The sequence below is a fragment of the Mesorhizobium sp. WSM4814 genome (assembly GCF_055811595.1).
The window spans coordinates 26,827-50,459 of sequence record NZ_JBVVQT010000019.1 but is presented as its reverse complement, the minus strand read 5'-3'; the positions used below and the strand labels follow the sequence as shown (position 1 = coordinate 50,459).

At 64.5% G+C, this 23,633-nt stretch carries 24 protein-coding genes and 1 pseudogene; 14 read left to right on the top strand and 11 right to left on the bottom strand.

Annotation, left to right across the window (positions count from 1 at the left end):
- Positions 1 to 145: 145 nt before the first annotated feature.
- Complete coding sequence (locus AC0L2V_RS24150; protein WP_473521394.1) at positions 146 to 409, bottom strand: hypothetical protein; 264 nt, start codon at positions 407 to 409, stop codon at positions 146 to 148.
- A gap of 289 nt (positions 410 to 698) precedes the next feature.
- Here AC0L2V_RS24150 and AC0L2V_RS24145 point away from each other — a divergent pair, with 289 nt between their 5' ends.
- Positions 699 to 1,628, top strand: coding sequence for a hypothetical protein (locus tag AC0L2V_RS24145; RefSeq protein WP_473521393.1), 930 nt, complete (start codon positions 699 to 701; stop codon positions 1,626 to 1,628).
- Between the two features lie 165 nt (positions 1,629 to 1,793).
- Positions 1,794 to 3,809: an AI-2E family transporter gene (locus tag AC0L2V_RS24140; protein WP_473521392.1), complete on the top strand. Its 2,016-nt coding sequence runs from the start codon at positions 1,794 to 1,796 to the stop codon at positions 3,807 to 3,809.
- A gap of 23 nt (positions 3,810 to 3,832) precedes the next feature.
- Here AC0L2V_RS24140 and AC0L2V_RS24135 read toward each other — a convergent pair whose 3' ends face one another.
- The 7 genes and pseudogenes from AC0L2V_RS24135 to AC0L2V_RS24105 form a co-directional block, all read right to left on the bottom strand.
- Complete coding sequence (locus AC0L2V_RS24135; protein WP_473521391.1) at positions 3,833 to 4,762, bottom strand: phosphatidate cytidylyltransferase; 930 nt, start codon at positions 4,760 to 4,762, stop codon at positions 3,833 to 3,835.
- Between the two features lie 177 nt (positions 4,763 to 4,939).
- Positions 4,940 to 5,599 (bottom strand): annotated as a pseudogene (locus AC0L2V_RS24130) (lysophospholipid acyltransferase family protein); the annotation flags it as partial.
- A gap of 8 nt (positions 5,600 to 5,607) precedes the next feature.
- Complete coding sequence (locus AC0L2V_RS24125; RefSeq protein ID WP_473521390.1) at positions 5,608 to 6,036, bottom strand: hypothetical protein; 429 nt, start codon at positions 6,034 to 6,036, stop codon at positions 5,608 to 5,610.
- Entirely contained in the window at positions 6,033 to 7,364 is a 1,332-nt protein-coding gene (locus AC0L2V_RS24120) for a phosphatase PAP2/dual specificity phosphatase family protein (RefSeq protein WP_473521389.1), read from the bottom strand. Before AC0L2V_RS24120 ends, AC0L2V_RS24125 begins: the two co-directional genes overlap by 4 nt.
- Before the next feature lie 2 nt (positions 7,365 to 7,366).
- Positions 7,367 to 9,148, bottom strand: coding sequence for a bifunctional alpha/beta hydrolase/class I SAM-dependent methyltransferase (locus AC0L2V_RS24115; RefSeq protein WP_473521388.1), 1,782 nt, complete (start codon positions 9,146 to 9,148; stop codon positions 7,367 to 7,369).
- A 30-nt stretch (positions 9,149 to 9,178) separates the two neighbouring features.
- Entirely contained in the window at positions 9,179 to 9,781 is a 603-nt protein-coding gene (locus AC0L2V_RS24110) for a CDP-alcohol phosphatidyltransferase family protein (protein ID WP_473521387.1), read from the bottom strand.
- 130 nt (positions 9,782 to 9,911) lie between these two features.
- On the bottom strand, positions 9,912 to 11,030 hold the full coding sequence (locus AC0L2V_RS24105) for a nucleotidyltransferase family protein (protein ID WP_473521450.1): 1,119 nt from the start codon (positions 11,028 to 11,030) through the stop codon (positions 9,912 to 9,914).
- Between the two features lie 269 nt (positions 11,031 to 11,299).
- On the opposite strand from AC0L2V_RS24105, the gene AC0L2V_RS24100 reads away from it, so the two are divergent.
- Genes AC0L2V_RS24100 through AC0L2V_RS24075 form a run of 6 tightly spaced genes read left to right on the top strand, consistent with a single transcriptional unit; the run spans position 11,300 to position 17,770 of the window.
- Positions 11,300 to 12,289, top strand: coding sequence for a TIM barrel protein (locus tag AC0L2V_RS24100; protein WP_473521386.1), 990 nt, complete (start codon positions 11,300 to 11,302; stop codon positions 12,287 to 12,289).
- Between the two features lie 39 nt (positions 12,290 to 12,328).
- Positions 12,329 to 13,387 (top strand): sugar ABC transporter substrate-binding protein, encoded by a 1,059-nt coding sequence (locus AC0L2V_RS24095; RefSeq protein ID WP_473521385.1) that lies wholly within the window; start codon positions 12,329 to 12,331, stop codon positions 13,385 to 13,387.
- 56 nt (positions 13,388 to 13,443) lie between these two features.
- Complete coding sequence (locus AC0L2V_RS24090) at positions 13,444 to 14,997, top strand: sugar ABC transporter ATP-binding protein (RefSeq protein ID WP_473521384.1); 1,554 nt, start codon at positions 13,444 to 13,446, stop codon at positions 14,995 to 14,997.
- Positions 14,994 to 15,971 (top strand): ABC transporter permease, encoded by a 978-nt coding sequence (locus AC0L2V_RS24085; RefSeq protein ID WP_473521383.1) that lies wholly within the window; start codon positions 14,994 to 14,996, stop codon positions 15,969 to 15,971. Before AC0L2V_RS24090 ends, AC0L2V_RS24085 begins: the two co-directional genes overlap by 4 nt.
- Positions 15,968 to 16,846: a MurR/RpiR family transcriptional regulator gene (locus AC0L2V_RS24080; RefSeq protein WP_473510629.1), complete on the top strand. Its 879-nt coding sequence runs from the start codon at positions 15,968 to 15,970 to the stop codon at positions 16,844 to 16,846. Before AC0L2V_RS24085 ends, AC0L2V_RS24080 begins: the two co-directional genes overlap by 4 nt.
- 33 nt (positions 16,847 to 16,879) lie before the next feature.
- Entirely contained in the window at positions 16,880 to 17,770 is an 891-nt protein-coding gene (locus AC0L2V_RS24075) for a ribokinase (protein WP_473510631.1), read from the top strand.
- A gap of 330 nt (positions 17,771 to 18,100) precedes the next feature.
- Here AC0L2V_RS24075 and AC0L2V_RS24070 read toward each other — a convergent pair whose 3' ends face one another.
- Positions 18,101 to 18,637 carry an Hsp20/alpha crystallin family protein gene (locus tag AC0L2V_RS24070; protein ID WP_473521382.1) on the bottom strand — a complete coding sequence of 179 codons (537 nt, stop codon included), beginning with the start codon at positions 18,635 to 18,637 and terminating at the stop codon, positions 18,101 to 18,103.
- Positions 18,638 to 18,695: 58 nt separating this feature from the next.
- On the bottom strand, positions 18,696 to 19,160 hold the full coding sequence (locus AC0L2V_RS24065; protein ID WP_473510635.1) for an Hsp20 family protein: 465 nt from the start codon (positions 19,158 to 19,160) through the stop codon (positions 18,696 to 18,698).
- A gap of 231 nt (positions 19,161 to 19,391) precedes the next feature.
- Here AC0L2V_RS24065 and AC0L2V_RS24060 point away from each other — a divergent pair, with 231 nt between their 5' ends.
- Positions 19,392 to 19,610, top strand: coding sequence for a hypothetical protein (locus AC0L2V_RS24060; protein WP_023799042.1), 219 nt, complete (start codon positions 19,392 to 19,394; stop codon positions 19,608 to 19,610).
- A gap of 130 nt (positions 19,611 to 19,740) precedes the next feature.
- Positions 19,741 to 19,989, top strand: a complete 249-nt coding sequence (locus AC0L2V_RS24055) for a DUF982 domain-containing protein (protein WP_473510636.1) — start codon at positions 19,741 to 19,743, stop codon at positions 19,987 to 19,989.
- Positions 19,990 to 20,128: 139 nt separating this feature from the next.
- Here the strand turns inward: AC0L2V_RS24055 and AC0L2V_RS24050 are convergent, their stop codons facing one another.
- Positions 20,129 to 20,398, bottom strand: a complete 270-nt coding sequence (locus tag AC0L2V_RS24050; protein WP_473521381.1) for an usg protein — start codon at positions 20,396 to 20,398, stop codon at positions 20,129 to 20,131.
- A 364-nt stretch (positions 20,399 to 20,762) separates the two neighbouring features.
- Here AC0L2V_RS24050 and AC0L2V_RS24045 point away from each other — a divergent pair, with 364 nt between their 5' ends.
- From AC0L2V_RS24045 to AC0L2V_RS24030, 4 genes are all read left to right on the top strand, one after another.
- Entirely contained in the window at positions 20,763 to 21,080 is a 318-nt protein-coding gene (locus AC0L2V_RS24045; RefSeq protein ID WP_473510638.1) for a co-chaperone GroES, read from the top strand.
- Between the two features lie 58 nt (positions 21,081 to 21,138).
- On the top strand, positions 21,139 to 22,767 hold the full coding sequence (groL, locus tag AC0L2V_RS24040; protein ID WP_473492907.1) for a chaperonin GroEL: 1,629 nt from the start codon (positions 21,139 to 21,141) through the stop codon (positions 22,765 to 22,767).
- A 98-nt stretch (positions 22,768 to 22,865) separates the two neighbouring features.
- A complete protein-coding gene (locus AC0L2V_RS24035; RefSeq protein WP_091598888.1) occupies positions 22,866 to 23,081 on the top strand; it encodes a hypothetical protein in 216 nt (71 codons plus the stop codon).
- A gap of 62 nt (positions 23,082 to 23,143) precedes the next feature.
- Positions 23,144 to 23,461, top strand: a complete 318-nt coding sequence (locus AC0L2V_RS24030) for a DUF982 domain-containing protein (RefSeq protein WP_473521380.1) — start codon at positions 23,144 to 23,146, stop codon at positions 23,459 to 23,461.
- Positions 23,462 to 23,633 lie beyond the last annotated feature (172 nt).

Genomic DNA, 23,633 nt, shown 5'->3' with positions numbered 1-23,633 from the left:
AGCTTGTGGAAAGTACAATGTGAGCAGGTGCCGGCACGTGTAGGCTTGCAGCCGCATCAGGCCGAAGCTTGGAGCGGCCGCGACAGAACCCAGACATCCAGTTGCGCTTGGCCGCTCAATGTCGCGGCCAACGCCGGTGTTAAGATCAATCCCTGAAGCCGTTCGAGTCGAGCAGGGCGACCTGCTTGCCGTCGATGAAAAAGCGTATCACGTGCGCGCCGCCGTCGACTTCGATGCGCGTCGGATCGATGTCCGGCGCCGTAGGAGCCGCCTTGCCATATGTCGCTGCCGCGCGCGAGCCGGCAGCGGCACGCGACGGTCCATCCGGCCCGAAGGTCAGCAGCAGCAGTGCAGCGGATCCAGCCGCAACCGCGGTGAAAGGGATTTTGGGGGAGGCAATCCAGGACATCGAATTATTCCTTCCTTGTTGAGGCGGCATCTACGCTGGTTTGTGCCGGTGCCGAGAGCTCGGCTTCGCCGTCGTTCAAATGACTGAGGAAGGGTGTTGGTGTTCAGGCCTAAATAGCGTGAGTTTCATAACTTGCCCCTGCCCTGCGCGACCTTAGCGCCGCCCGGCGGGGCGAAAAGCGCAGGCGCGTGGAGGGGCGTGGAATTCTCCGGAATTTCTGGAATATTAGCTTGTGGAAAAGTATAGCCTGCGCGTGCTATCCTCGCGGTGGCATAAAGGGGCGGGTAGGGTGGCACAGCATATCGCGCAAAAATTGCGGCTGACTGCGGCCGTGCTGGGAACAGTCACCCGCAAGGACCTTGCGGCGGCGTTCCGGGGCGTCAACCCGAAGACGGCGTTCGATCTCGGCCGCGCCGACAAATGGCTGCAGGGGCGCGCCCAGCCACGCGAGTTCAGCGTCTACGACGACTGGACGAAGCTGCTCAAGCTGGAGCAGACCGGCGCCTGGATCGCCGAGAGCGACCTGCAAGGTTTTACCGCGGCGATCTGTGCCCGCCACGGCATCGACAGGGCCGAACTGGAGCGCCGCGCCGGTGCGCATTTCGAGACCGCTGCCGGGCATGAAGAGCGAAGCCCTGGATTGGCCCTTGTCGGAACCTACGCCTGTTATTCGCGCGCCTTGTCGCCCTACTATCGCGGCCAGCTGATCAGGGGCAGCCTGTCGATTGAGGCCGGGCCGGGGGCGCACGGCCTGACCGCCGCCTATCGCGAGGCCTTGCCGACCGGGCAGCTGCTGCTCGGTGGGCAGATGACGTCGGCAAAACGCGGGCTTTATGCGCATCTGAAGGAAGCCAGCGGCGAGGCGCAATTCTTCTTATGCCTGTTTCCGCACTCGCGGCCGGGAAGCGTGCTAGGCGGCTATTTGTGCGGCACCACCATCATCGGCCCGGAGCCGCAGCCGTCGCTGACCCGGATCCTGATGGTCCGCTTGCGCAATCCGGCGCCCCAGGGTTGGGGCGGGTATCTGCCGCCCGACGGGTCGATCGCCGCCGATCTGGCATCGCTTGGCCTGTCCGTCGAGCAGACGGAAGCGGTTGACCGGCAGCTGGCGCAATTCCTCGTCGGAGACAGCGACGGCGGCGCCAGCCAGATCCCGCCGGCCGAGTTCCGCGCCATCGTCGACGTGTTCGACCGTCATTGGCTGAGCCATTCCGCCTGAAACCGGGCCGTCTGACACCGGGCCGCCTGGCACCGGGCCGTCCGGCACCCGGCTGAGGGGAAGACCCTTGTCGCTGGCGAGGTCGGGCTCGCTGGCACGAAGGTGGGGACGTTGCATGCCGGCTCAATATGCCTGATCATGGCCATGGCGGGGTGGAGGCATCAAGTGGCGGCCAATCGGCGAAACGGCATGCATCCGTCGGAGCCCGGGCTGGTGGGCGTTGTTTCCGCTGCCATGGCCCTGCCGCGGATGTCGCTGCCCACCGTCGCGACCGTCGTGGCGGCGGTTGCGGCCCTGTATTTCGGGCGCGAGGTTTTCCTGCCGATCGCAATCGCACTGCTGCTGACCTTTGCGCTTGCACCCTTGGTTTCGGCACTCAAACGGGTCGGCATTCCCCGTCTTCCTGCGGTCATCGCCAGTGTGCTGGGCGCATTCACGGTGCTTGCGCTGTTCTCCTTCATTGTCGCCACGCAGGTCAGCGAACTGGCGCAGAACATCCCGCTTTACCAGTCGAATATCCTGACCAAAGTCCGATCCCTGAAGGAGACCGGCGTCGGCGGCGGCGTCATCGCCAGGCTGAGCGAGGCGATCGAACGCGTTGGCCAGGAACTCGACAGGCAGGAAACCTCGCCGCCCGCCGCGGATCAGCCACGGCGCGAGCCGGTGCCTGTCGAGATCATCGCACGCGAAAGGCCGCTTCAGGTTCTGCAGAACCTGATCGGCCCGCTGATCAGCCCGCTGGCATCGGCCGGCCTGATCGTCGTCGTCGTCATATTCATGCTGCTCGAGCGCGAGGACCTACGCGATCGTTTCATACGCCTCGTCGGCTACGGCGATCTTCATCGGACCACCGAGGCGCTCCAGGAAGCGGGCAAGCGGGTCGGCCGATATCTGCTCATGCAATTGGTCGTGAATATCGTCTATGCCATACCGGTTACAGCAGGGCTTTGGGTTCTCGGCATACCCAATGCACTGCTGTGGGGGTTGCTGGCGCTGGCGCTGCGCTTTGTTCCCTATATCGGCCCGATCATTGGTGCGCTGCTGCCGCTGTTCCTGGCGCTTGCCGTGGCGCCCGGCTGGTCGCTCGTGCTGTGGACCGCCGGACTGTTCGTGGCCATGGAAATGATCACCGGCAACGTCGTCGAACCGTGGCTCTACGGTTCACGAACGGGGCTGTCACCATTGGCCATCATCGTCGCGGCGATCTTCTGGACCTGGCTCTGGGGCCCGCTGGGCCTGGTCCTGTCGACGCCGCTCACGGTCTGCCTCGTCGTGCTCGGCAGGCACGTGCCGCAGTTCGAATTCCTCGACGTTCTGTTCGGCAACGAACCGGTGCTCGAACCCCAGGCCCGGCTCTACCAACGGCTGCTGGCCGGCGATCCAGAGGAAGCCACGGATCACGCCGAGGAGATGCTGGAGGAAAAATACCTGTTCGAATTCTATGACAAGGTCGCCATTGCTGCGCTGCTGCTCGGCGAGCAGGATCGTGTGCGCGGCGTCATGGGCGATGAGCAAAGACGGCGGGTGGCGGCCAGCGCGCTGATGCTGGTGGCGAACCTCGACGACATCGCACGGGAGGAAGCAGAGGAGGACGATGATCCGGCCACAGTCGAGCCTGCCACGGCGGACAAGGACAAGGACAAGGACAAGGACAGGGACAAGCAGGCTCAAGCGGAGGGCGAGGACGACACTGAGCTGCCGGACGGCACGGACATCACGGTGCTGTGTGCCGGCGGCCGCGGCGAACTCGACGATGCCGCCGCCGCGATGCTGGCGCAGGTGCTCGAAGTCCAGGGGGCAACGGTCTCGAAGGCGAGCTTTGCCGATATGGATCCGACTGGCATTCGCCGGCTCGAGCTCGACGCGGTCGACACCGTTGTGGTCGGATTCCTGAACCGTGACTCCGTCAAGCACGCCCGTTTCCTTGTTCGTCGGCTGAAACGTGCCAGGTCGGCGCTGCGGGTAGGCATCGTGTTCTGGTCGAAGGACGGCGACGACAAGGAGGCAGCCGTCGAATTGGCCAATGACATCAATGCCGATTTTGTGGCGTTTGGCATGGTCGAAGCCGTTCTGGGCGCATTGTCGAGCGATCCGCCGGTGGCGCTGAAGGTCGCTGCCAAGCGCCGCATGCGCCGCCGGCCGCGCCCGGCCAGGAAGGCGCCGCTTGCCGCTGCAAAGTGAGAGACTGTGACCGCAACTCGCCCTCACGTCCAGAAATAGCGCACCGTGTGAAAGAAAACCGGGGCGGCGAAGACCAGGCTGTCGGCGCGGTCCATCATGCCGCCATGGCCCTCGATCAGATGGCCCCAGTCCTTTACCCCCTGGTCGCGCTTGATGGCGGAGGCGACCAGCCCGCCGAGGAAGCCCATCAGGCAGGCGATGAAGGCGACGGCCGCCGCCTGCAGCGGCGAAAACGGCGTCAGGAACGACAGCAGCGCGCCAAGCAGGCTCGACGTCGCCAGCCCGCCGACCAGCCCTTCCCAGGTCTTCGACGGCGAAACCTTCGGCGACATCAGATGCCTGCCGAACAGCTTGCCGAAGATGTATTGCAGCACGTCGCTGCCTTGCACGGTGATGATCAGGAAAGCGACCAGCAACAAGTTGCGGCCTTCGAAGCCGGGCACATCGAGCGTCAGCAGCGCCGGCACGTGGCTGACGCAATAGACCGAGATCATGACCGCCCATTGCTGCGCCGAGACGCGCTCGAGAAAGCGCTCGGTGTCGCCGTGCAGCGCCGTGATCGCCGGCATCAGCAGGAAACAGTAGACCGGGATGAAGATGGTGAACAGCCCGTACCAGGCAGTCCACACCAGCCAGTACTGGAACGGGATGATGATGCCGAACATGCCGAGCAGCACCCAATGGTCGCTGCGGCGGCTGTGCGTCAGCGTCACGAATTCGCGCAACGCGGCAAACGAGATCAGCGCGAACAGGATGGTCATGCCGGCGCGGCCAAAGAAGAAGGCAACGGTGATCGCCACCACCATCACCCACCAGGCGTTGATGCGCTGGTTGAGATTGACCAGCGTCGAGGACAGCGGCTTCGGCGCGCGCCACGACAGGATGCCGGCGACCAGGCTTGCCGTGGTCAGCACCGCAGTTAGGCCGACAACCATGATAAGGGTCTCGTGCATTGGCATGTTGTTCTAGTCGTCTCTTGGAGCGTAGTGGCTGGGAGCATCGTGGCTGTGAGGATCGTGCCGGATACCGGATCCGGCACGATCTCCAGCTCTTTGGGCTCTACGCTGTTTGGGCGCGACGCTGTTTTGGTCGCATGATGTTTTTCGGAAAACCGGATTCCACTTTTCCGCATCATGCGTTGGCGGGCGGGGGTTCAGCGCCAGCAGTGTTTGGCGGGCGCGCTCGAGAAAGGCGCGGCGTTCCTCGCCGGGCGCAATGGCGATCGGCGCGCCGAAGACGACGCGGCAGAGCAGCGGCACCGGCACGAACTCGCCCTTGGGCAGCACCCGCGACATGTTCTCGATCCAGCACGGGATGAGTTCGACGTCGGGCCGCGCCATCGACAGATTGTAGAGGCCGGAGCGGAACGGCAGCAGCGGCTGGTCGGTCATGTTGCGCGTGCCCTCGGGGAAGATGATCAGCGAATGACCCTCGTCGAGCACCGACAGCATGATCGAGATCGGATTCTGCGCCTCATCGGTCCACTGCCGGTGGATGAGCACCGAGGACAGCATGTCCTGCGCGACGAACCGGCGCAGCCGCGATTTTCCCCAATAGTCGGCGGCTGCCACCGCATGGGTGCGGGCGCGCTGCTTCTCGCTAAGGCAGGCCGACAGCAGGATGAAATCGCCGTGGCTGGCATGATTGGCGAAGTAGATGCGCTGCCGGTTCGACGGCTGGCTGCCGTTCCAGATCGGCCGCACGCCGGTCACCGCCCAGGCCAGCGCCGACAGGCCGACCGAAGTCACGGTCTGCAGCAGGGTGAAGCTCCTTGTGCCGAGCGTGCTCATCGTCGGGCTCAGAAAGACAAGGCGACGAGCGACGCCGCCACGAACAGGCCGAGCGCGATGCGCTGCTTCGTCAGCAGGCGCTGCGTGCCCGCGATGCGCCGGTCGAGCGAGCGGATGCCGGCTGCGGCCGGTTTAACGCGCATGCGCGCCAGCACGTCGTCTACCGAGGTACCGCCGGCGGCCTCGCTGATGTGGCTCGCCATCAGCCAGAACAGCAACGCGTCGAAGACAAGCAGGGCCGAGACGGCGAGAGTGACCACGCCGCTCGCTGCCGCGACCAGCCAGGCCGCTGCCGCCAGGGTGATCGCCTGCGGCTGCGCCGCCACGGCAATGACCGGCGCGGCCGCCAATGCGGCCAGCACCAAAAACAGCGGCCACACCGCCTGCGTCATCAGCCCGGCGGCGAACGCTTCGGCCTTGTCTCGATGGGCACTCATGTCGGCTGGTCCACGTGAAGATGCACCGGCCGGCCCGCGGTGGCGAGCTTGGTTCGCGCTTGCACCAGCGTGTCCGCGCGGCCGGTGGCAACCAGCCAGGCGGCGACGGCGCCGGCGCTGCGCTGGAAGCCGAGCGCGCAGCAGACAAGCACAGTGCCGTGGCTGCTCGCGTCCTCGATCGCCGCCACCGCTTGCGCCTGCGACTCGGGCGAGGGCGGCAAAAGATCGACCATGGCGACAGCCGTCCAGCGGCAGGCGACGCCGCGCGGCCGCTCCAACTCGCCGGCAAGGTCGATCACCGTGCCGAATGCGCCAGCCTCGGCGACGGTGGGAAAGCGGCCGAGGAAGACACCGTCGGCAATGGCGACATGCGGCGGCAGCTTGCGCGTCCATATCCATGCATTGATCCTGGCGCCAAGCCGGTGGGGCAGCAACAAGACACGGCTGGCCAGCGAGACGCTGCCGTCGGCCGTTTTCTGGAACACTTTGGCGCCGGCTCCGGCATAGGCGAAGGCAACGATGGCCAGCGCCAGCGCCGGCCACAGCAGGATGAGCCACAGCGCCGAAACGAAGGCGCCGGCAGCGGCGCCGGCCAGCGCCAGCGCTGCGACCAGCGCGTAGAACAGCGCCAGCCGCCGCGCGCCGGCGTCAGCGGTCAGCCGGAAGCCGGCGAACGGCAATTCGCCGTGGCGCGGAAACAGCCACAAGGCGAAAAAGCCGAGCAAAGCGCCGGTCGGGATATCGATGACATGGTGCTGCCACGTCGTCAGCACCGAGGCGCCGATCAGCAGACACCAGGCATGCCAGACGACGCCGGCCATGCTTTTCAGCCGATAGCGCCAATGATCCCAGATGATGACCAGCAGCGCGATGTGCAGCGACGGCGCCTGGTTGAACGGCTTGTCGAAGCCGCCGAGCACCGCGAACATGAAGTCTGGCAGGCCCGATGTCTGCGGCCGCACGAAGGTCGCCGTCAGCGGGAACAGGATGAAACAGGCGACGGCGACGATCTGCGCCGTGAGATAGCGGAAGGCGAGACGATCGACGCCGCGCTTGGCATCGTTGAGCAGCAGCGACAGGCCGTAGAACAGGTTGATCGACCAGTAGGGCACGATCGTCCAGGCGATGAACGGGATGTTGCGCTCCCAGGTGAAGACGATGCTGCCGACATCGTCGCGCCGCGATGCCAGCCAGTTGGCGAAGCCGTAGCTCGCGTAGAAGAACGGCGCCAGAAAAGCCAGCCATAACGCCGCGCGTAGCACGATGCCGGCGTACGGCTCGCGCGCAGGGGCAGAAGGGGCGGCAGGGCCAAGGACAGGCAAGACCATGCTCAGACGCGCCGCGCGACCGATGCGGTGAAGATGCCCCACTGGTCGATGCGCTGGTCGAGCTTCTCGAAGCCGGCCGCCGCCACCAGCTGGTCCATCTCGCCTTGCGTGCGCCGGCGCATCACCCAGGCCTGCCCGCCGCGATGCGAGGTCAGGCTGCGCGCGATCATTTCGAGCTGCGGATGCCAGGGCTGGTTGGTGTAGACAAGCAGGCCGCCGGGCTGCATCGCCCTGGCCAGCCCGCCGAGCGAGCGGGCGACCATGGCGTTGTCGGCAAACAATTCGTAAAGCCCGGAGACGATGGCCAGGTCCGGCGCCGGCTCGAGCCCGGCAAGCATCTCGGCGTCGAAGGCGTCGGCCTGGTGGAACGAGACATTGGTCGGCAGGTGCCGCTCGGCGATCAGCTTGCAGCCGAGCGAAACGTTGAGCTTGGAAAAATCCTGCAACCGCACGCTGGCCGGCGGCTCGGTGCATTTGGCGACGGCGTCGAGCACGTAGCGGCCGTGGCCGGCAGCGATATCGACGATATGGACCGTGCGGCCGGCGGCCTTCAGCGTCCCGGTAGCGCTGCCGATCAGCTCTTCGAGATGCAGCTTGCGCTGGCGGATGCCGCGCCAGCCGATGGCGTCGAGAAAGGTGCGGTCGATCATGCGGCCGAGCGGACCGGCGCCCCGCGCCTGGTTCTCGTAGACATAGTCGAGGGTCGAGCCGGAATCGAAGCCGGTGGCGATCCCGGTCTTCATGCCTGACGACAGCCAGGCGCCGATACGGATCGAGGCGCGGCTCATTGCCCAGTAGAGGCCTTTCGGTGACAGCAAAGCGAGCGGCGAGGCCAGCCGGTCGGCCTCGTCGCGTGTGTAGCCGGCGCGGTCGGCCGCGGTCAGGTCGACCGGCATCTGCGACGTCGAGAACTGGCTTTCGAGGAACGGCTTGATCAGGTCGAGCGCCTTGCGGCGGTCGCGTTCGCCCAGCGTGTCGTGGAAGAAACCCGGCAGCACATGCCGCTGCTTGGCCGGGCTGGCGAGATTGACGAAGAATTCGTGCTGCGGTCCATGCCGCACAACCCAGTCGCTGCCGGAGATCAGCAATTGCGTCGGCACGGTGATGGCGCGGGCATCCGAGACGATGCGGGCGGCGTGGTCGTAGAGCTCGACCAGGATGTTGGAAGCGATCGGCCGCGTGATCAGCGGATCGGCCTCGAAGGAGGCGATGCGTTCGGGATCATGCGTCAGGAACTTGGCCTTGACGTAGGAATTGACGAAGAAGCGGCCCTTGATCTTCTGCCACAGCGCAATGCCTTGCTTGGCGAAAGGCACGTAGAGCTTGACCGAGAAGGCTGGCGAGGCCAGCACCAGCGCGCGAATCTGCGGTGCATAATCATGCATCCAGGCGGCGGCGAGCACCGCGCCGAATGATTGCGCGATCAGCGCGATGTCGCGCTGGGAAAAACCGTCTCTGCCGATCTCACGCACCAAACAATCGATGTCGCGCACAAGTGCTGCAAAAGACGGCGCATAGCCGCGCTCGCCGGCCGAGCGGCCATTGCCGCGCGCGTCCCAGGCGTAGAAGGCATGGCCGGGCATATCGAGTTCGTCGACCAGATGCGCCATGCGGCCGCCATGCTCGTGGCCGCGGTGGAACAGCACAATCGCGCTCCTGGCGGGTTGCCCGACCGCCGGCCAGTAGCGGTAGAAGATCTCGGTGCCGTCATGGCTGCGGAAGCTGCGCTCCTGCGCCACCCGCTGCTCAACTGCGGAAGCAGCAATCGTCGGTTCGTGAAGCATGTTTTTCCCCAGGCGGATGCGACCGGAATTTCAGTCGCCGCTCCCGTTAAGGCCGCTGCGTATCCGGTTGATGGCGGTCACCAGCGAGAGTGTAGCCATTGCCGGAAACACGAACGGCGTGATCGCGTTCACCCATAGGCCGCAGGCGACGAGGACGGCGACGATGCCGAGCGCCAGCGCCCGGTCGCTCTTGCCGAACGGCCCGGCATAATTGCGCCCGGTGCCTGCCGCGATGCCGAGCACGCCGGCGAACTCCACAAGCACTGCTGTGACGGCAAAGGCGACGACGCCCCAAGCCGGGAACAGAGCGGCAAAGGCCAGGATCAGCGCCAGGTCGGAGACGGCGTCGCAGAGCTCGTTGAGATACATGCCGAGTTTTGAGGCCTGGCCATGTTCCCGCGCAAGCATGCCGTCGATGGCGTTGAGCGCCATGCGCGCAAACAGCACCACCGGCATCAGCAGCAAGATCGCGCGATGGCCGGCAAGGGCCGCGACCACAACGCCGGTGGCAACCGACAGGGCGGCAGCCAGCAGCGTGATCTGGTTGGCGGTGACGCCGGCCGCGGCCAGCCGGTCGGCGAGCGGCCGCAGCCTGGCCTGGAAGGCCGGTTTCAGCGCATAAAGCGTCGGCATGTGCGAACCCCCCGGCCGCGGTGCAACTGCGGCGAGGATGATCAATTGGCGCGCAAGACGCAAGGGCGGCCAGCGGTTGTACAGGGTTACGATCAGCAGCGCCCGCCCGGAACCTTACCATGCGCAGGCCCTACGGCTTCGGTGCGGCCGCCGCGTCTTCAAGGTGGAATTCGCTAGGATCTCTTTCCAGCTTTCGAATAGCGCGGGCCAGCGCCGGCAGGACGGTTTCGCGCGTGCCGTGGTTAATCTGGGACAGTGTCTTGCGTATGGCTTCCTTCCAGGCCGCACCGCGGCCATATGCCTCCATGAAAGCATCGGCCAGATCTTCCGACTGCCGTTGTTCGATCATGGCTTCCATGATGGTTGCAGCCTGCATCTTGTCCTTGCGGCTCTTGGCGGTGCCGTCGTTATCCGTTCGGCGGCGGCTGGCGATGATGAGCTTATGGATCGCGTACCGTTCGGGCGAAGGCACGTTCACCGACACGCCGGCGCCGTGCAGGAGAACGGCCCGGATCGGTTCGTATATCAGGAAATCGAGAAAGCGCAGGGGCTGCGCCGACGCGCCACCAAGCGCGGGCATGGTTGTAGGATGACCCTCGTAGTCGGCCGAACCGGTGTTCGGAGTGAGGAATTCGACCCTGTATCCGGAGCGAGACGAGTATTGCGTCGTGAAGCGGCCATCAGCCTGGTGCGGAATCTCTCGGAATGTCGGGTCGACTTGCCTCAGCGTATCGAGCACGGGTGGCATTTTGTCATCGACGGCCGTCGAGATCGAATGAAACTGCGCAAAATCGGCATCGCCGGTGACCATTGACGTGCTAGGTAGGCGAACGCCAAGGACGGCTGGATAGCATTGGTAAGCGACGGTACCGACCAGGACGCCACGAAGTCTGAAGAAGCCAGCTTCGGCGAGTGCCTGGACAATGTCGCCGGTCTTCCTTTCCGGCCGTGGCAGGTAGGCTTCGCGAACGAGTGTCGAAACCAGTTTTCGCCGCTCTTTGATGTCGGCTTTCAGGTCTTTGAAGTTTTCGACCCTCCTGGTGATTTCAGGATCGTCGACGGGGCCGACATATCTGCGTGTTTTGCCGCCGTCAGGGCTAGGTAGGTCGAGATACCAGTAGCGGCGGCCTTTCACCTCGGCTGTGACAAAGCGGCCGCCGATGTTGAATTCCGTCGAAAACGCGGCGTCCAGCGACCGCTGCGCCAGCTCGGAATAGAGCGTCTGGTATGTGTGGGGTATTTGCTGCATGGGCGTTGTTACCGTTTTCGCGAAAAGGGTAATAACACAACTTCGCTGCCACGGCCATCGTTGAGTTGTTACCGTTTTTGCGAAAACGGTAACAGCTGCGCTTAAAGCGTCTTGAACGCGGATCAAATCGTGCGTCAGCAGTTCGTCTCTTCGTGGCCGCCTGCTCCTCGCTATGTACGCTGTACCGTCGCCCAGTCTTGAATCAAACGGCACATCCTACTTTGCAAATAAACTATAGTATGTGAAGTTATGTCCAAGAAAGGTCGTCCATGACAGTCAATCGTTTCGCCACACGCCTCAATTCTTTTGCCTCGCGGCCGCAGGCCGAATGGCCGGATCTTGTCGGCAAGCCGTCCATGCTGCAGATGGCGGCGCGTGCGGCGAAAGTTGCGGGGCTGACCGACCTTGACCTCAACTTTCCCGATCATGTCGAGGAAAAACCTGCGGAAATGGCACAAAAACTCGGCGATCTCGGGCTTTCCATCAATGGTTTCGCCATGCGCTACTACTCCAATCCGGCCTTCAAGCTCGGCGCCTTCACCAATCCGGATCCGGCAGTTCGCCGCGAAGCCATCGACCTGACCAAGGCCGGCATCGACGCCGCGCGTGAGGCCGGCGCCAATCTGATGACGCTGTGGCTCGGCCAGGATGGCTTCGACTATGCTTTCCAGGCCGATTACGCGACGCTATGGCAACACGAAATTGATGGTATTCGTGAAGTGTCAGCGCATGATCCCGACTGCCTGATCAGCCTGGAGTACAAGCCCAACGAGCCGCGTTCCTACAGCCTGATGCCCGACGCGGCGACGACATTGCTGGCGATCCGCGAGATCGGCCTGCCCAATCTCGGCGTGACGCTCGATTTCGCCCATGTGCTCTATGCCGACGAGCAGCCGGCCTTTGCCGCAGCACTTGTGGCGCGCCACAGCAAGCTCTTGGGCGTGCATCTCAACGACGGCTACGCCAAGCGCGACGACGGCCTGATGGTCGGCGCGGTGCATACGCTGCAGACGATCGAGCTGCTTAGGCAGATCCGCCGCGACGGCTACGCCGGCGCCATCTACTTCGACACATTTCCCGACATGACTGGGCTCGATCCGATCCACGAATGCGAAGTCAACATCGCCACTGTCAAGCGCATGCTGCGCGTCGTCGAGCGGCTGGAGAAGGACAATCGCCTGTCCACCGCCATCGACCGCCAGGACGCGGTCGCGTCGCAAGCCATCATCCAGGAAGCCATGCTCGGGCCGGAGAACTGAGGCTCGGCCTCAAAATCGTTCAACCAGGGAGGAAAGACCATGAAATTTCTGCTTGCCACCGCCACCGCTGCGTTGATGGCGCTGTCCATCGGCTCCGCCTATTCCACCGACCTCGCGCCGCTCAATTCCGACACCGAAAAGGACCGCATCGACTGGTCGCAACTCGAGGCCAAGTTCGGCGCGTTGCCCAAGCTGCCCGACGGCACCAGGGCGGGCGCCGTCTCCAAGACGCTGACCAACGAATACTGGCGCTCGCTGGGTGAGGGCTACAAGTCGTTGGGCGATCGCGTCGGCGTTCCGGTCGTCTACCAGGCGGCGCAGAGCGAGGGCGACCAGCTCGGCCAGCTGACAATCGCCGAAGGCCTGGTCACGCAAGGCTACAACGTGCTGCTCGTCTCACCGCAGACCGACTCCAACCTGCAGCCGATTATGGAACAGGCCAAGGCCGCCAACGTGCCGGTGGTCAATGTCAATGACGCGGTCATCCCGCAGGCCGAGCACTATGTCGGCAATGTCCAGCGCGACAATGGCGTGCGCGTCGCCAAATGGTTCATCAAGAACCGGCCGGATGGCGGCAAGGTCGCCATCGTCGAAGGCCAGGCCGGCGTCTATGCCGCAGTCCAGCGCACGGATGGCTTCAAGGCCACGATCACCGAGACCGGCAAGTTCGAGGTCGTCGCCAGCGTGCCCGGCAACTGGGATCGCCAGACCTCCTACGACGCTGCCAGCAACATCCTGCAGCAGCACCCCGACCTGATCGGCTTCTATGCCAACAATGATGGCATGGCACTGGGCATCGTCGAGGCGGTCAAGGCCGCCGGCTTGCAGGACAAGGTCGCCGTCTTCGGCACCGACGGCATCTCCGACGCCTATGCCTCGATCCGCGCCGGCGAACTGACCGGCACCGTCGACAGCTTCCCGGTGCTGACCGGCGAGGTGGCGCTGGAATCGGCGCTGCGGCTGGTGGCCGGGCAGAAGCTGCCGCGCGTCGTCGCCACACCGCAGGCGCTTATCACCAAGGACAATGCCGACCGCTATTCCGGCGCCGGCGACGCCGTGCGCAAGGCGCTGCTCGAGGACACGGCAGCGGGCAATTAAGGGCAGGACTGCGGGTGCCGGCCGGGCTGGCGCCCTTTGCCTGGAGAATAGAACCAATGTCTGTCCCGCGGCTGCAATTCGAGGGCATTTCCAAGGTGTTTCCGGCGGTGCGGGCGCTGAGCGATGTGTCCTTTTCCGTCGGCGCCGGCGAAATCCATGGCCTGCTCGGAGAGAACGGCGCCGGCAAATCGACGCTGCTGCGCATCCTGTCGGGGGTCTACAGGCCGACCGCCGGAAGCGTGCTGATCGACGGCAGACCGGTGGCGCTGAACAATCCGGTCGCGGCGCGCGCCGTGGGCGTCGCCATGATCCATCAGGAATTGCAGCAGGTGCCGCATCTCAGCGTCGCCCAGAACATGTTCCTCGGTCATCCGCTGACGCGCGGCGGCATCTTCGTCGCCCGGCGCGAGCAGGAGCGCCGCGCTGCGGAAGCCCTTGCCGCCCTCGATCCGACCATCGATCCGGCAGTCCCGCTCGGCAGCCTGAAGGTCGCGCAGCGGCAGATCGTCGAGATCGCCCGGGCGCTGCTCGATCGGGCACGCGTCGTGGCGATGGACGAGCCGACATCGAGCCTGACGCCGAGCGAGTTCGAGCGGCTGGCCGAAGTCATTGCCGGGCTGGCGCGCGACGGCGTCGCGGTCGTCTATGTCTCGCACAAGCTGGACGAGGTGTTCGGCATCTGCCAGCGCGCCACAATCATGCGCGACGGCGTCGTGGTCGGATCCGTCGATCTGGCGCAAATGTCGGAAAAAGCCGTCGTTTCGATGATGGTCGGACGCGAGCTTGCCCAGGAACAGCACCGCTCGCACGCCTCCAGCGAGGTCAGACTGAGCGTGCGTGGCCTCGCCTCGGCAACCAAGGTCCATGACGTCTCGTTCGACCTGCACCGCGGCGAGGTGCTGGGCATTGCCGGCCTGGTCGGCTCGGGCCGCACCGAACTGCTGCGGCTGCTGGCCGGCGCCGACCGCGCCTCGTCGGGCAGGGTCGAGATCGACGGCAAGGCCATAAAACTCGCCAATCCGCGCCACGCCATCGCCGCCGGCATCGGCTTAGTGCCGGAGGAGCGCAAGCGCGAAGGCATCGTGCCGTTGCGGTCGATCTCCAGCAATATGGCGCTGGCCTCGATGGGCGTGTTCGCACCGCGCGGCGTCATCGATCACACCAGGCTGAAACGGGTCGCGGCCGAGAAGATGAAGCGGGTCAATTTGCGCCCGTTCCTGCTCGACCGGCCGATCCGGCTGTTCAGCGGCGGCAACCAGCAGAAGGCGATCATCGGCCGCTGGCTGGCGGCGGGAACGCGCATCCTTTTGTTCGACGAGCCGACGCGCGGCATAGATGTCGGCGCCAAGGCGGAGATCTACCATTTGATCGAGGAGCTCGCCGCCGAAGGCCATTCGGTCGTCGTCGTGTCGTCGGAGCTTCCCGAGGTGATCCGGCTCGCCGACCGCGTGCTGGTCATGCGCGACGGCACGGTCGCCGCCGAGCTCGATCGGGCTGATCTCAGCGAACAGGCGATCGCGGCGCACGCCATACCCCAATCTGAGACGCAAGGCCGGCAAGGCGCAAGGCCATCGGGCCGGCAAGGCATAACGGACAGGACCAGCGGATGACTGATGTAACCGAACGCACAGCAGCGCGCCCACGGGCTGAATTCCTGCATCGGTTTTCGCTGCGCGACGCCGGCACGCTGATCGGCCTGGTGGTGATCCTCGCCGTCTTCGGCGCGCTGGTCCCGGGCTTCTTTGCCGAGCGCAATTTGATCAACATCCTGCAGCAGTCGAGCATCAACGCCTGCCTGGCGTTGGGCATGACGCTGGTGATCATCTCGGGCGGCATCGATCTGTCGGTCGGGCCGACGGCAGCCCTTTCGGCCGTCATCTCGGCCTCGATGCTGGTTGCCGGCGTGCCGTTCCCGCTGGCCATCGCCGCCGGCTTCGCCATCGGCCTCGTCTGCGGCCTGCTCAATGGCGTGCTGGTCGCCTATGTCGGGCTGCAGCCTTTCATCGTCACACTGGGAACGCTCAGCACCTACCGGGCGCTGGCGCTGATCTATACCGGCGGCAATCCGGTGCTCGGCCTGCCAGCCGGCTTCCGCGCCATCTTCAACGGCTCGCTGTTCGGATTGCCACTGGCGGTCATCATCGTGGCCGTGGTCGCGCTGATCGCCTGGATCATCCTCAAGAAGACGCCGTTCGGCGAATATCTGCTCGCCGTCGGCGGCAATGAGGAGGCGGCCTACATAGCCGGCGTGCCGATCGCTCGCACCAAGATCGCCGCCTACATGATCTCGGGCCTGCTGGCGGCCCTTGCCGCGCAGATCCTGATCGGCCGGCTGGGTGCTGCTGAGCCCATTCTCGGCAACCTCTGGGAGCTCGATGCCATTGCCGCGGCGGCCATCGGCGGCGCCTCGCTGATGGGCGGCAAGGGCAGCGTCGTCGGCACCATCCTGGGCGCCGTCATCCTCGGCGCCATGCGCAACGGCCTGACGCTGATGAATGTCCAGTCCTTCTATCAGCTCTTGGCAACTGGCCTTATAATCCTCGCCGCGATGCTCATCGATCGCGTGACGAGGGGACGTGGATGACCTTGACCAGCCTGGATCTGAAAGCAGTAGGACCGCGGATCCGCATGATGATGCCGCATTTGACACCGCTCGAGGCGAAGGTGGTGGAAACCGTATTCGGACGGCGCGGCTTCGACGAGACCATTCCGCTCAAGCAGATCGCCGAAGAAGCCGGCGTGTCGGAGGCGATGGTGGTGAAGATCGCCAAGAAACTGGGCTTTTCCGGCTATCGCGACTTCCGCACCGCGGTTTATGAATACAGCCGCCTGCCGACCGCCGAAATGCACCAGGAACTGTCGGTCGACGACAGCTCGGCCGAGATCGTCCAAAAAGTGTTCCGCACTTCGATCCAGGCGCTGGAGGAAACGCTGGCGATCCTCGACATGGACGATTTCGACCGCGCCGCCGATCTTTTGTACCGCGCCAGGAACCGCGATTTCTATGGCGTCGGCGGTTCGGCGCAGATCGCGCGCGACGTCTCGCACAAATTCCTGCGCATCGGCATCCGCGCATCCGTCTACGACGATTCGCACATGATGCTGATGTCGGCCTCGCTGCTCGGCGCCGACGACATCGCGGTCGGCTTCTCGCATTCCGGCAACACCAGCGCCGTCATCGATGCCATCCATCTCGCCCGCAAGAGCGGTGCGCGGACGCTGGCGATCACCAATTACGACAACTCGCCGCTGGCCGCCGTCGCCGACATCGTGCTGTGCTCGACCGCGCAGGGCTCGCCATTGATGGGCGAGAACGCGGCGGCGCGCATCGCCCAGCTCAACATTCTCGACGCGCTGTTCGTCGCGGTGGCACAGCGCGACTACCAGGCGGCGGAGCGCAATCTCGGCCGCACGATGTCGGCGGTGATGTCGAAACGCCGGGAAAAGGGCGGTTCATGAAAGATTGGGGCGGCTCATGAAAGATCGGGGCACATGACGGCTCCGCTGGTCACCGTGTTCGGCAGCCTGCATTACGACATCATGGTCGAAGCGCCTGACCGCCCGCGCAAGGGCGAAACCGTAACCGGCCATGCCTGGCAGCCGAAATGCGGCGGCAAGGGCGGCAACCAGGCGGTCTCGGCGGCGCGGGCCGGCGTGCGCTCGGCAATGATCGGCGCCGTCGGCGATGACGATTTCGGCCGCGCGGTTGTCGGCAATCTCGCGCGCCGCGGCGTCGACAGCCGCTTCGTGCGGGTCGCACCTGGCGCCGGCTCGGGCATGAGCGTGGCGATCTTCGACGCCGGCGGCGATTATGGCGCGGTGATCGTCTCGGGCAGCAATCTCACCTTGGGCGAGAACGACATCGTGGCCGCGACCGAGATGGTTGCGCAAACGGCGGTGCTGCTGCTGCAGAACGAGGTGCCGGAAGCCGCCAACATTGCTGCAGCGCGGGCGGTGAAGGCGCATGGCGGCCGCGTCGTGCTCAACGCCGCCCCCGCGCGAAAACTGTCCGGCGAATTGATCGCACTCACCGATATCGTCATCGTCAACGCCATCGAGGCGGAATTTTTGGCCGGCGTTGCGGTCGTCGATACGCTCGAGGGTGCTGCCGAGGCGGCACGCATGCTGATCGATTTCTACCCGGCGGCGATCGTCACGGCCGGCGGGGAGGGCGTTGCCTATTGCGGCCGCGACGGCCAGGCGTTCGAGCGGGCCGCCCTTCCGGTGAAGGTGGTCAGCACCCATGGCGCCGGCGACGAGTTCGTCGGCGCGTTCGCGGCAGGCCTTGCCCGCGGGCATCGGGTCGAGGCCGCACTTGCTGCCGCCAACGCCGCCGCGGCCTTGCTGGTCGCCACGCCGGAACGGCAGCGCGAGGCGATCTGAGACGGGTGGCTGCCTCCGCCCGCTGTTATAACTGGCGACAAGAAGCGGATGGCGAGGACTTTTCGCTCGGCTCCGACAGGCCGATAAAGTTCGACAGTTGAAACGAAAGCCCGCCAACCCAAGGGATGGCGGGCTCCGTTGCCTGGATGCCAGGAACGCCACGGTAGCGACGCTGCTACTCAATGCTCCGTAGATACTCAATATTCGGCCTTCGCGCCGTCAGGCGCATCGGCCGAACAGATGAAGCCCGCGCCTCAGCCAGAGGCGCGGGCCGATCGGGATGCAGCCCGATTGCGCAGCCGGCGCGTGCGCGTCCGGCTGCCGATGTCGTCAGTGCTTGCTCTTGCCGGGGCTGGCGCCGCCGCCACTGATGGCGATGCGCTTGGCCTTCGACTGTGCGCGCTCCGTCTTGGGCAGCGTCACGGTGAGTACGCCATTGTGGAAGGCGGCGTTCACCTTGTCCTCCTCGACCTCGTAGCCGAGCGGGATGCGGCGCTCGAAGCGGCCGTAGAACCGCTCGGAGAACTGCCTGTCCTTGTCTTCGGTCTCGGAGCGCTTCTCGCCACGCAGTGTCAGCACGCCGTCGTCGAGCATCACGTCGACGTCCTTTTCGTCCATGCCGGGAATTTCCGCGGTCACGCGGATCTCCTTCTCGCCGTCGGCGATTTCGACGCTCGGCCAGCTGCCGCGCGCCGACGAAAATCCGCTGAGCATCGGCATGCGCGTTTCGAAGCCGCGGAAGGCGTCGTCGATCAGTCGGTTCATCTCGCGATGCAACGCCATGAACGGGTCGCGGTCCTCGTCACGATAGAAGCTGGGAACCGGACTGTTCTCCCGGCCCCAGGGAATGAGATCACGAATAGCCATTGCTGTTCTCCTTTCTCGACTGGTTGTGTCAAAGGCGAACGCCAGAGATCGACTTCGCTCAGGCGGCCTGCTTCGGCTTCTCGACCTGTCCGGCCTTCGGCGCGCCGTCTTGCTTGGCGATCGTGATGCGACGCGGCTTCATCTCTTCGGGCACTTGGCGCACGAGGTCGATCGTCAGCACGCCGTTATTGAGCGAGGCGCCGGTGACCGTCATGTGATCGGCAAGCTCGAAGCGCCGTGTGAACGGTCGCACCGGAAGGCCGCGATGGAGATATTCCACCTCGTCCTGTTCCTTGCGCTCGCCCGAGACGATGAGAAGGTTCGGCTCGTGGCTGATGTCGAGATCGTTCTCGGAAAAGCCGGCGACGGCGATCCTCACCCGATAGGTGTTCTCGTCGCTTCGCTCGATGTCATAGGGCGGCCAGGTTTCGACTGCCTGAGGCGCGTTTTCCAGCAGGTTGAAGATGCGGTCGAAACCGATGCTCGACCGATAGAGCGGGGAAAAGTCGAATGCGGTTCTCATAGCTACATCCTCCGTGGAGCAACATAGTACGAGGGGCGCCAAAGAGCTTGGCGCTCCCTGGGTTCTGCCAGTCCCATTCGGCAACCGGCAATTTTCATTTGGTTATTGTCAGGCCGAAATCAAGACCCAGATTCTGTCCCGCTGCCACAATTTTTGTTGCCGGATTGTACTGGTAATGCCGGTTTCAACCGTCGTTTGAGGGTCGCGCCGGCACGCCGCATGGAGGACATCATGACCATGACACGCGACGACATCATTTCGGTGCTGGGCCCGGTCGACGACGCCGTGATCGCCGACATCGCCTCGACCGGCGCGACGATCGAAGAGTTGCGCGAGGCCTTTGCCTGGGTCGGCGCCGATGAGGCGCTGGTCAACGAGGGCCGCCCGCTGCCGTCGGCAAGGGTGGCGACGCTGATCGGGCTTCTCGAACCGCCGGACGACGACATATAGCGCCGGGTTTCGGCAAGCAGACTGGGAGACGGGGGAGGTCTTGAAGCGTGCAGCCATACGAACCATCTCGTCAGTCGGGCGCCGATCGGGCCGCCTTCCTGGTTATTCTCAAAAAGAAAAGGAGGAAGTGATGAACGACGTCCCATTTTCCGAGCCGATCACGCTCAAGCTCCAATCCGTCGGAGAGCGCAAGGTCGCCAGCAGCTGGGAAGCCATCGAATGCATGCAGCAATGGCCGGACCGGGCGTGCGGCCGCAACTGGCGCGCAGCCTATCGCGCCTGCCGCGACGCGCTCGACGGTTGGCGCACCGCCCGCGAGGCGCGCACCGCCTTCGTCAAGGCGGCACGCACCGCCGGACTGCTGGTCACGGGACGTTAATCCACCTGAACATCAATCCACCTGAACGCCAATGATCCTGAAGCCGGGGGAACCTCAAGCCGGGGAACCTGAAGCCGGGGCGGACGCGCTGTGCTGCAGAGGCGGCGCCTTTCATGAAAAGCGCCACCTTTTCTCTATTTCACTGCAGCGTAATGACGCCGTCCACCGCCCGCCATTCGGAGGGCTGGATCAGACGATGATGGGCGACGCGCACAGAATGCAGCGGGCCCTCGATCTCACGTTCCCAATAGTCGAGGAAATGCTTCAGCGTCGGGAAATCCGGAGCGATGTCGTATTCCTGCCAGATGAAGAGCTGCAGCAGGTCCCGGTAGTCGGGAAGACGATAGTGGATCTCCGCCGTTGTCAGGCCAAAACCCTGCATCTGGAGCTGGAACTCCTTGCTGACCATGCACGTCTCCTTTCTGTGGTGCAATCCGCACCCAAAACGCCTCCGCTTCCTCATCGGTTCCGGCCGCCGGCAGACGGTGCCGGGATCGACGACGATGTCGGAAGGTTGCGCCCCGGTTTCAAGTCGCATCCGTCGTTTCAAATCCTGGAATAGCGCCATTATTACAGTGCGTTATTACGGTGCGTTGGCACTCGACAACGGCGAGTGCTAAAATTTTTTCGGCGTCCTCTTGAAAGGCTGGATAGGCAGACTAATTCGATAGGCGCGTGATGCCTGAGCAGGGGTCGCGCACCGTCGCACCGACCCACTGGTCGGCTGCGAAGGGAGGTCCAAGAAAATCTGTTTGTCCCATGAGGAGAACGACATGGCGTTCCGTCCATTGCATGACCGTATCCTGGTCCGCCGCATCGAGGTCGACGAGAAGACCGCTGGCGGCATCATCATTCCTGACACAGCCAAGGAAAAGCCGCAGGAAGGCGAGGTCATCGCCGCCGGCCCCGGCGCGCGCGACGATAGCGGACAGTTGCAGCCGCTCGACGTCAAGGTCGGCGATCGCATCCTGTTCGGCAAATGGTCGGGCACCGAGATCAAGCTCAACGGCGAGGACCTGCTCATCATGAAGGAAAGCGATGTGCTGGGCGTGATTGAAATGACCGACCAGATAAAAAAGCAGGCCGCCTGAGCGGGGCCTGAACAAGCCATCAGTCAACGAAAAGCTGCCTATTTGAAGGAGTTATCCAATGGCTGCCAAGGATGTGAAATTCCATACCGAAGCCCGCGAGAAGATGTTGCGCGGTGTCAACATCCTCGCCGACGCGGTGAAGGTGACGCTCGGTCCAAAGGGCCGCAATGTCATCCTCGACAAGTCGTTCGGCGCCCCGCGCATCACCAAGGACGGCGTTACCGTCGCCAAGGAAATCGAACTTGAGGACAAGTTCGAGAACATGGGTGCGCAGATGGTGCGCGAGGTCGCCTCGAAGACCAGCGACGTCGCCGGCGACGGCACGACGACCGCCACCGTTCTGGCGCAGTCGATCGTCCAGGAAGGCGCCAAGGCGGTTGCCGCCGGCATGAACCCGATGGACCTGAAGCGCGGCATCGACAAGGCGGTCGACGCCATCGTCGCCGAACTCAAGGCCAATGCCCGCAAGGTGACAAGGAACGACGAGATCGCCCAGGTCGGCGCCATCTCGGCCAATGGCGATGCCGAGATCGGCCGCTTCCTCGCCGAAGCGATGGAAAAGGTCGGCAATGAGGGCGTCATCACGGTCGAGGAGGCCAAGACCGCCGAGACCGAGCTCGAAGTGGTCGAGGGCATGCAATTCGATCGCGGCTATCTCTCGCCTTATTTCATCACCAACCAGGACAAGATGCGCGTCGAGCTCGAAGAGCCCTATGTGCTGATCCACGAGAAGAAGCTGTCCAACCTGCAGGCCATGCTGCCGGTGCTCGAAGCCGCAGTGCAATCGAGCAAGCCGCTGCTGATCATCGCCGAGGATGTCGAAGGCGAGGCGCTGGCGACCTTGGTCGTCAACAAGCTGCGCGGTGGACTGAAGGTCGCCGCCGTCAAGGCGCCGGGTTTTGGTGACCGCCGCAAGGCGATGCTGGAAGACATTGCCATCCTGACCGGCGGCACGGCCATCAGCGAGGATCTCGGCATCAAGCTCGAAAACGTCACGCTGGAGATGCTCGGCCGCGCCAAGAAGGTGCTGATCGAGAAGGAGAACACCACGATCGTCGACGGTGCCGGCCGCAAGGACGAGATCCAGGCACGCATCAGCCAGATCAAGGCGCAGATCGAGGAGACCACCTCCGACTATGACCGCGAGAAGCTGCAGGAGCGGCTGGCCAAGCTCGCCGGCGGCGTCGCCGTCATCCGCGTCGGCGGCTCGACCGAGGTCGAGGTCAAGGAGCGCAAGGACCGCGTCGACGACGCCATGCACGCCACCCGCGCTGCGGTCGAGGAAGGCATACTGCCCGGCGGCGGCGTGGCGCTGCTCAGGGCAGCGAAGGCGCTCGACAATGTCGCCGTCGACAATCCCGACCAGAGGACCGGCGTCGAGATCGTGCGTCGGGCCATCGAGCAGCCGGTGCGCCAGATCGCCGAGAATGCCGGTGCGGAAGGTTCGATCATCGTCGGCAAGCTGCGCGAGAAGACCGAATTCGGCTATGGCTGGAACGCCCAGACCAACGAGTTCGGCGATCTCTACGCGCAGGGCGTGATCGACCCGGCCAAGGTGGTGCGCGCCGCTCTCCAGGACGCCGCGTCGGTCGCCGGCCTGCTGGTCACCACCGAGGCGATGGTGGCCGAGAAGCCGAAGAAGGAAGCTGCCGCACCGGCAATGCCCGGCGGTGGCATGGACTACTAAGGTCAGGCACCCAAAGCGAGGCTTCTGAACGGCAGATGGACCGTGTCCGCCAAAGCGGGCACGGTCTTGCCGGTCCGGACCAATGCGGAGCAGGTGCCATGGATGTGATGGACAGTTTTGGAAAGATCGCGGCGCCGACCCGCCCGAAGAACGATTTCAACTATGAAACCGATTGCAGGGCGGCGCTGGCGCCCTTGGTCGACGGCTTGCTGGACATGGCCGAGCAGGCCGGCTGGGATCGCCGCAAGGCGGCCTATACGCTGATGTTCCTGTCGGCCCAACGCGTCGGGGCCGGCCAGGAGGAGCGTAAATGATTGCCGCGCAGGCGCGCATGCCTGCGCCTGTTGGAGACAGTTGAACCGGAAAGGAAAGTGTCATGGACCGTTCTTCTTTTGAAAAGCCGGTCACCATCCTGACCGGCCTCGGCACGCCGACCAGGATAGAAAGCGCGGCTGAGGCCTATGCGCTGCTTGCCGACTGGCCGCGGGCGAGCCGGACGGCCGCGCATGACATCGCCGCCAAAGCCCGCCGGGCCGCGATGGACGGGGAGATCGACGCCGAGACGGCGCGGGCGACCTTCGTGGCGTTTGCCCGCCGCAACGATCTTCTCGCGCCGCTGACGAGATCTACGGTTGGGGGTGGACCGGTCATCGATTGGGCAACGCGTTCGCAGCGTGTCAACGCACCGGCGTGAACGCGGCTTTTCCTTCTCCCCTTGTGGGAGAAGGTGGATTGGCGCGAAGCGCCAAGCCGGATGAGGGGTGCTGGAAGGAATGAGGCGGCGGCGATTTCAAGAAAATTGCCAAGCTGGAACACCCCTCATCCGACCTCGCTTCGCGAGGCCACCTTCTCCCACAAGGGGAGAA